General features: G+C 64.8%; 7 protein-coding genes. 3 read left to right on the top strand and 4 right to left on the bottom strand.

Translation table 11 applies throughout. The features are described 5' to 3' along the window. Together G3N97_RS20155 and G3N97_RS20150 are read left to right on the top strand one after the other, a co-directional pair. Positions 1-378, top strand: a 378-nt coding sequence (locus G3N97_RS20155) for a HEAT repeat domain-containing protein (protein ID WP_205994792.1), incomplete at its 5' end; no start/stop codon positions are given. Further along, positions 375-656, top strand: coding sequence for a gamma-butyrobetaine hydroxylase-like domain-containing protein (locus tag G3N97_RS20150; RefSeq protein ID WP_205994791.1), 282 nt, complete (start codon positions 375-377; stop codon positions 654-656). The genes G3N97_RS20155 and G3N97_RS20150, both read left to right, overlap by 4 nt. A 16-nt stretch (positions 657-672) precedes the next feature. Here the strand turns inward: G3N97_RS20150 and G3N97_RS20145 are convergent, their stop codons facing one another. Then, positions 673-1,071: a hypothetical protein gene (locus G3N97_RS20145; protein ID WP_205994790.1), complete on the bottom strand. Its 399-nt coding sequence runs from the start codon at positions 1,069-1,071 to the stop codon at positions 673-675. A gap of 154 nt (positions 1,072-1,225) precedes the next feature. Here G3N97_RS20145 and G3N97_RS20140 point away from each other — a divergent pair, with 154 nt between their 5' ends. After that, on the top strand, positions 1,226-2,620 hold the full coding sequence (locus G3N97_RS20140; protein WP_205994789.1) for a DHA2 family efflux MFS transporter permease subunit: 1,395 nt from the start codon (positions 1,226-1,228) through the stop codon (positions 2,618-2,620). Between the two features lie 4 nt (positions 2,621-2,624). On the opposite strand, the gene G3N97_RS20135 is transcribed toward G3N97_RS20140, so the two are convergent. From G3N97_RS20135 to G3N97_RS20125, 3 genes are all read right to left on the bottom strand, one after another. Then, positions 2,625-3,485, bottom strand: coding sequence for a mechanosensitive ion channel family protein (locus G3N97_RS20135; protein WP_205994788.1), 861 nt, complete (start codon positions 3,483-3,485; stop codon positions 2,625-2,627). A 209-nt stretch (positions 3,486-3,694) separates the two neighbouring features. After that, on the bottom strand, positions 3,695-5,236 hold the full coding sequence (locus G3N97_RS20130) for a cytosine permease (protein ID WP_205994787.1): 1,542 nt from the start codon (positions 5,234-5,236) through the stop codon (positions 3,695-3,697). 157 nt (positions 5,237-5,393) lie between these two features. After that, on the bottom strand, positions 5,394-6,317 hold the full coding sequence (locus G3N97_RS20125; RefSeq protein WP_205994786.1) for a LysR family transcriptional regulator: 924 nt from the start codon (positions 6,315-6,317) through the stop codon (positions 5,394-5,396). Position 6,318: the final 1 nt, after the last annotated feature.

The raw sequence follows: 6,318 nt of genomic DNA, 5'->3' as shown, positions 1-6,318 counted from the left end.
CTCGGCGACGCCCTGCTGCATGCGCTGCGCGACGCCGACTGGCAGGTTCGCGAGGAAGCGGCCACCACGCTCGGCAAGCTGCCCGTGCCGCACGCGCGCGATCCGTTGATCACTGCGCTCGCGGACGATTACTGGCAGGTGCGCCTGCGTGCCGCGCGTGCACTCGGCCGCATGGGCGATGTGCAGGCCGCGTCCGCCCTGATCGTACTGCTCGACCACTCGATCAGCAATTTGCGCAAGGAAGCCGCGCTGGCGCTCGGCGAACTCGATACCCCCGAGGTGATCGCGCCGTTGCGCGCGGCGCTCGAAGATCGCGATCCGGAAGTGCGCAAAGCGGTGCGCATCGCGTTGCAACAGCGCGAAGGACGTGCGCCGTGAACGCGCCGGTCGAATTACGCCAGGCGCGCGACGCGCTCTCGCTGGTCTGGCCGAACGGCGACGTGCAGCGTTTCGCGCACGCCGCGTTGCGGCGCGCCTGTCCGTGCTCGGCATGCAGAAGCACGCGTCTCGCGGGCGGCGTCATCGATGTCGCCGACGATGTCACGGTGCGCGAGATCGCGCCGATGGGTTACGGCGTGCAACTCGTGTTCAGCGACGGCCACGATCGCGGCATCTTTCCGTGGCCCTGGTTCGAAGCATTCAGCGCAGGCGGCTAAACGCGGTTCGCGTCTCTCAGTCTTCGCACTTGATGTCCTGCTTGCGCACGACGATGATCGCCGGAAACGTGCCGTGTTCCAGTTCGATCTTCGCGACCACGGCGGTCGTCACGCTGTCGCTGTCGTCGTAAATGCTGACTTTATCGTTGCGCAGATTCGTGAGGCCCACGCAATTCTTCGCGCGGCTATCGTCGGTCACGTCGCACTGAATCTGATGATCCGAGAAGTATTTGTAGCGATCGCGCTCGGGCAGCGCGAGGTACTCGCTCATGCTCGACGCCGCGCCGCCCACGCCGCTGACGGTGCCGATCGACGAACACGATTGTTGCGCGGCGTTACCCGCGACTTGCGCGTAGGCGAGCGTGGCGCCCGTCATCGAGAGCGTAGCGAGAGCGAGGGCGGGAAAGAATTTCATGGCGCGCATGCGGTTGCAATACCGGAAGTGAGTCGAAGTGAGGCATTGTAATGGCATCGCGCAGGCGCGGCCCGCAGGCGCACACGGACTTGCCAGCCGCGCGGCAAATGGTCATGCTTGCGGCTGATCCGAACCCACGCCCGCCCGACGCCTCATGACCGACCCGCATTCACGCCCCGCCGCGGCGGACCGCATCGCTCCCGCCGTCTGGAAAGTCGCGGCGGTGGTGTCGCTCGGTTCGTTCATGTCGCAAATGGACTCGACGCTCGTGAACGTGTCGCTGTCCACCATCGGCCACGCGCTCGACGCGCGTCTCGCCACGGCGCAGTGGATCGTGACCGGCTACCTGCTGGCGATGGCGCTCACGCTACCGCTCAACGGCTGGCTCGTTGACCGCGTCGGCGCAAAACGCCTGTACGTGTTCTGCTTTTCCACCTTCACGTTCGCTTCGGCACTGTGCGGCCTCGCGCACAGCATGAGCGCGCTGATCGCGGCGCGGCTCTTTCAGGGGCTGATCGCTGGCATCCTCGTGCCGATGGCGCAGATGATGATCGGACGCGTCGCGGGCAAGCATCTCGAACGCGTGATGGGTTACGCCACGCTGCCGATTCTGCTCGGGCCGATACTCGGTCCGATGCTGGCTGGCGCGATTCTCACGCGCGCCGAATGGCCGTGGCTCTTTTTCGTCAACGTGCCGATTGGTGTGATCGGTGTGGCAATGGCCTGGCGTTTGCTGCCGCACGATGCAGATACGCCCGCGCGGCGCAGCTTCGATTTCCTCGGCTTCGCGCTGATTTCGCCGGGCCTCGTCGCGCTCGTGTATGGCTTGCAGAACGCCGCGCGCGGCGAGGGACAACTCTGCGTGCTCGCGGGTGCGCTGTTGCTCGCGGCATTCGTCGCGTACTCGCTGCGCAAGCGCGACGCCGCGCTCATCGACGTGCGTATTTTCTCCACGCGGGTCTTTTCGATTGCCGCCGTCACGCAATGCTGCGCGAACGGCATGCTGTTCGGACGCCAGCTGGTCGTGCCGCTGTATCTGATTCTCGCGTGCGGACTGAGCGCGGCGCAGGCTGGCACGCTGCTCGCGGCGACGGGCGTCGGCATGATGGCCGCGTTTGCGGTGCTCGGACCGTTGACGCAGAAGTTCGGTTGCCGCGCGCTGGCTGCCGGCGGCGCGCTGCTGGCGTGCGCGTCGACGCTCGTGTTCGTGTGGATGGCCGCGCACACGTACTCCACGGCGTGGGCGCTCGCGAGTCTCGTGCTCGCCGGAATCGGTCAGGGCACGATTAGCGTGCCATCGATTTCGGCGGCTTATGCTTCGTTGCCGAAAGCGAATCTGCCGACGGCCAACACTGCGTTGAACATCGCGCAGCGCATCGGCGGCCCGCTCGCGACCACGATGATTTCGCTGTGTATCGCGCTTGCAATGCGCGACACGTCGGTCGCGCAGTCACAGCATTTCGTGCCCGCTTTCGTGTTACTCGCTGCGCTGCACGGTGTGTGTCTGCTCGCGACGATGGGCCTGACGGCGCGTGTGATTCGGCAATGAGCGCTTAAGAATCAGACAGCGCCGCGTCCGCCTCTTCGTGCTCAAGCGGCTTCGCCGCGCCCTTCACCGCAATCCCCGCAGCGGCCAGCGCATCGCCCGCATGTTCACGCAGATCGTCGGTCGCAAACGCCGCGTCGGGATCGCGCACCCACACGCTCATACGCAGCCGCACGCCGCCATCGTCCGGATAACGATCGACGACGATCGCCGGTGCGAGCGTCGTGCCCGCCAGCACGCGCGGTTCGTCGGCGACCATTTTCTTGAGCGCGCCAATCGCCGGATCGACCTGTTCGCGCCGCGCGAGATCGATGCTCACGTCCACGCGCTGCGTGCCGCCGCTGCTGTAGTTGATGACCGGATTGCTCCAGATCTGACTGTTCGGCACGAACACGGCGTTGCCGTCGCCGCGCTCGATACGCGTCGTGAACAGTCCCACTTCGCGCACGATGCCCGCCGCCGCGCCGCTGCCTTCGATCACGTCGCCCGCACGAAACGGCCGCAGAAACAGCAACATGATGCCCGCCGCGATGTTCTGCAGCGTGCCTTGCAGCGCGAGCCCGATGGCCAGACCCGCCGCGCCGAGCGCTGCGAGCACGCTCGCCGTTGCAATGCCCACTTCGCTGAGCGCGGCCACGATCGCGATCACGCGCACGGCCCACGCCATGATGCCCGCGAGCATCGGTGCGAGCGTCGGGTCCGCGTGCGAGCGCGCCAGCATGTGCTCGGACAGTTGCGCCACGCGATTCGAAATCCACCAGCCCACTGCGAGGATCAGCGCCGCCACGACCAGATGCACGACGTCGTGCGTCGCCGAGTCGAGCAGCGAAGGCTGCAAATGAAACAGTCGATTGAAAAAATCTTCCATGGTCGATCACCAGCCCGTTGCAAAAAATTGCGCAAAAAGGACGCGAGCCTGCGCTGCACCCCACGCCGCGCAACGCGGCGATCAAACGGGGCCAGTCTGCAAGCTCGCACTGGTGTTATCGAAGCAGGCGCCATGCCTGCGTCTTTCGATGCGGTTACATCATTCGATACGCACGCCGCACACGCGCTTCGTGAACAGCCTTCAGATCCTTACTCGGCGTATTCGCGATTGGCCGCGAAATTAGGCACGCTCTCGTGTTCTTTGCGTTCTTCGCGCACGACACGCGTGCCGCGCACGAAGCGTCGGCCTTGCGGGCCATACACGGCATCCGGTTCCGGAAAGAGCTGCAGCATCGCGAGATACAGCAGGCCGCCGACCGCGAATGAAATCGGCACACTCAGATCGCAGCCGCCCGCCAGCGAGCCGAGCGGACCGACGAACTGACCCGGCAAATTCACGAACGACAGGCCGATGAACGCAGCAGGCAGCCACGCACCCATTGCGCGCAGATTCCAGCCGTGCGTGAACCAGTAATGACCGCCGCGACCGCCGCGATTGAAGACCTGCAGGTCGTCGGCGAGATAGAAACCGCGGCGCTGCATGAAGCCGATCACCATGATCGCCATCCACGGGCAACTGAACGTGCAGATGAGCGTCGAGAACGTCGACACGCTTTCCACCAGATTGAACGCGAAGCGGCCGATGAAAATGAACGCAATCGCGAGCGTGCCAATCAGCAGCGTGGCGCGCACGCGGTTGAGGAACTTCGGGAACATGCTCGACATGTCGAGGCCCGTGCCGTACAGCGCGGTCGTGCCCGTCGACATGCCGCCGATAATCGCGATCAGGCACATCGGCAACAGGAACCAGCGCGGCGACACGGCCAGCAGCCCGCCCACATAATCGTTGGACGTGATGTAGCTCGGCGCGTGCGTGGCGATGATGGTCGCCGTCGCCAGGCCGAAGAAGAACGGCACGAAAGTCGCGATCTGCGCGGCGTAGACGGCGCCCATCACGCGGCGGCGCGGAATGGTCTCGGGAATGTAGCGCGCCCAGTCGCCGAGCGTCGAAGCGAACGACACCGGATTGCTCAGCGCCACCAGCGTCGCGCCGATGAAGGCCGCCCAGAATCCCGCACTGCCTTGTTGCAGCGTGCCAGCGTAGTGAATATCGAAGGTCTTCGAGAACGCGAAGGCGCCGAGAATGAACATCAAACTCGCGGCCCACACGGCGATCTTGTTCACCCACAGCATGAAGCGGAAACCGTAGATGCACACGACCAGCACGAGCACGGCGAACACCATATAAGCCGAGCCGAGCGTCCAGCCGTTCACGGGCACGCCCACCATGTTGTGCGCGCCGCCGACGAGCGCATCGCCCGAACTCCACACCGCGAGCGAGAAGAACGCAATCGAGGTAAGCAGCGCGAGAAACGAGCCGACGATCCGGCCATGAATGCCGAAGTGCGCGCCCGACGAAACCGGATCGCTGGTGCCGTTACGCGGCCCGAACGAACTCATCGGCGCGAGCATGAAGGTGCCCGCCAGCACGCCGATCACGATCGACCAGAGGCTCGCCTGAAACGACAACCCGACGAGCACCGGAAACGCGCCCAGCACCGAGGTCGAAAACGTATTGCAGCCGCCGAACAGCAGCCGGAAAAGATCGATGGGACGCGCGTAGCGCGAAACGTCGGGAATGCGTTCGAAACCGAATGTTTCGACCTGCGTAATGCTCGTGTTGTCAGCCATGTGTCTCACTCCTTGCGCATCGATGCGATGCACTGTCTTCACTTTGACGGTCACTCTAATTCACGCGAGTGCGCGCCATATTGCGTATTCGAAACGTTCACATCATGCGTGGCCAATGTATCGACGCGGGCGCGATACAGCGTCTACGCAGCGCCTCTCAGGCCGCCGCGCGTTCGCCGCCGTGTGCGCCATAAACGCTGAGCAGATCCTCGCAAAACGCCCGCACGATGGGCTTGTCGACGGTGCCGCGTTTGGTCGCCAGATGTAGCGGCACGTCGAAGCCGAAGGCCGTGCGTCCGAGCACGCGTATCAGGCCGCGCTGCTCGAACGGCTCCGCGTGATGCTCGGGCAGATAGCCGATATGACTGCCGGAGAGAATCAGCACCGTGGCCGCGTCGATGCTGTCCGCGATGGCCGTGACCTGGCGCTCGCCGATGCTCGCGAGTTCCTCGGGCACCGGATAGCTGCGCCAGATCCAGTCGTGCGTGCGCAGATCGTCGAGCGTCACGTTGGGCGCTTCGTGAAAGAGCGGATGTCCGCGCCCGCAGCAGATCACCTGGCGCTCGCTGAAGAGTTCGGTGTAATCGAGCCCCGGCACGCGATGCCAGAAGTAACCAATCGCCAGATCGAGCTGATGATTGACGAGGCTTTCTTCAAGCTCTTGCGGCGGCGCGACGCGCATGGCGAATCGCACGGCCTGATCGCGCTTGCGAAACGCGCCGATCGCTTCCGCGAGACGCGCGTTCTCCACATGCGAGGCCTGACCGATCAAACCAATCGACAGCGTGCCGACCAGCTTGCGATCGATGTCACGCACCTGCGCGACGAATTGCGAGGTCGCCGAAAGCAACGCGCGCGCCGACGCCACGAAGCGCTCGCCTTTCGACGTGAGACGAAAGCCGCCGCGTCCGCGCTCGCATAGCGTGAAGCCCACGCGCGCTTCGAGCGCCGAGAGCTGTGAGCTGATGGTGGACTGCCGCACGCCGAGCGTGGCTTCGGCGGCGGTGATGCCGCGCGCGTCCACGACGGCCAGGAAGACCCGCACGAGTCGCAGGTCGAGATCGGAAGTATTGGAGAACATG

Origin of the sequence: Paraburkholderia sp. Ac-20347 (genome assembly GCF_017104805.1) — a bacterium.
In the GTDB taxonomy this organism is placed as follows: Bacteria; Pseudomonadota; Gammaproteobacteria; order Burkholderiales; family Burkholderiaceae; genus Paraburkholderia; species Paraburkholderia tropica.
Note: the sequence above shows the minus strand (reverse complement) of the source record. Positions and strands in the feature narration are given on the sequence as shown.

Bases quoted from the DNA above. Each gene is read 5' to 3' on its own strand.
- G3N97_RS20140 (WP_205994789.1), top strand. From the start codon at position 1,226: ATGACCGACCCGCATTCACGCCCCGCCGCGGCGGACCGCATCGCTCCC.
- G3N97_RS20135 (WP_205994788.1), bottom strand. From the start codon at position 3,485: ATGGAAGATTTTTTCAATCGACTGTTTCATTTGCAGCCTTCGCTGCTC.
- G3N97_RS20130 (WP_205994787.1), bottom strand. From the start codon at position 5,236: ATGGCTGACAACACGAGCATTACGCAGGTCGAAACATTCGGTTTCGAA.
- G3N97_RS20145 (WP_205994790.1), bottom strand. From the start codon at position 1,071: ATGAAATTCTTTCCCGCCCTCGCTCTCGCTACGCTCTCGATGACGGGC.
- G3N97_RS20125 (WP_205994786.1), bottom strand. From the start codon at position 6,317: ATGTTCTCCAATACTTCCGATCTCGACCTGCGACTCGTGCGGGTCTTC.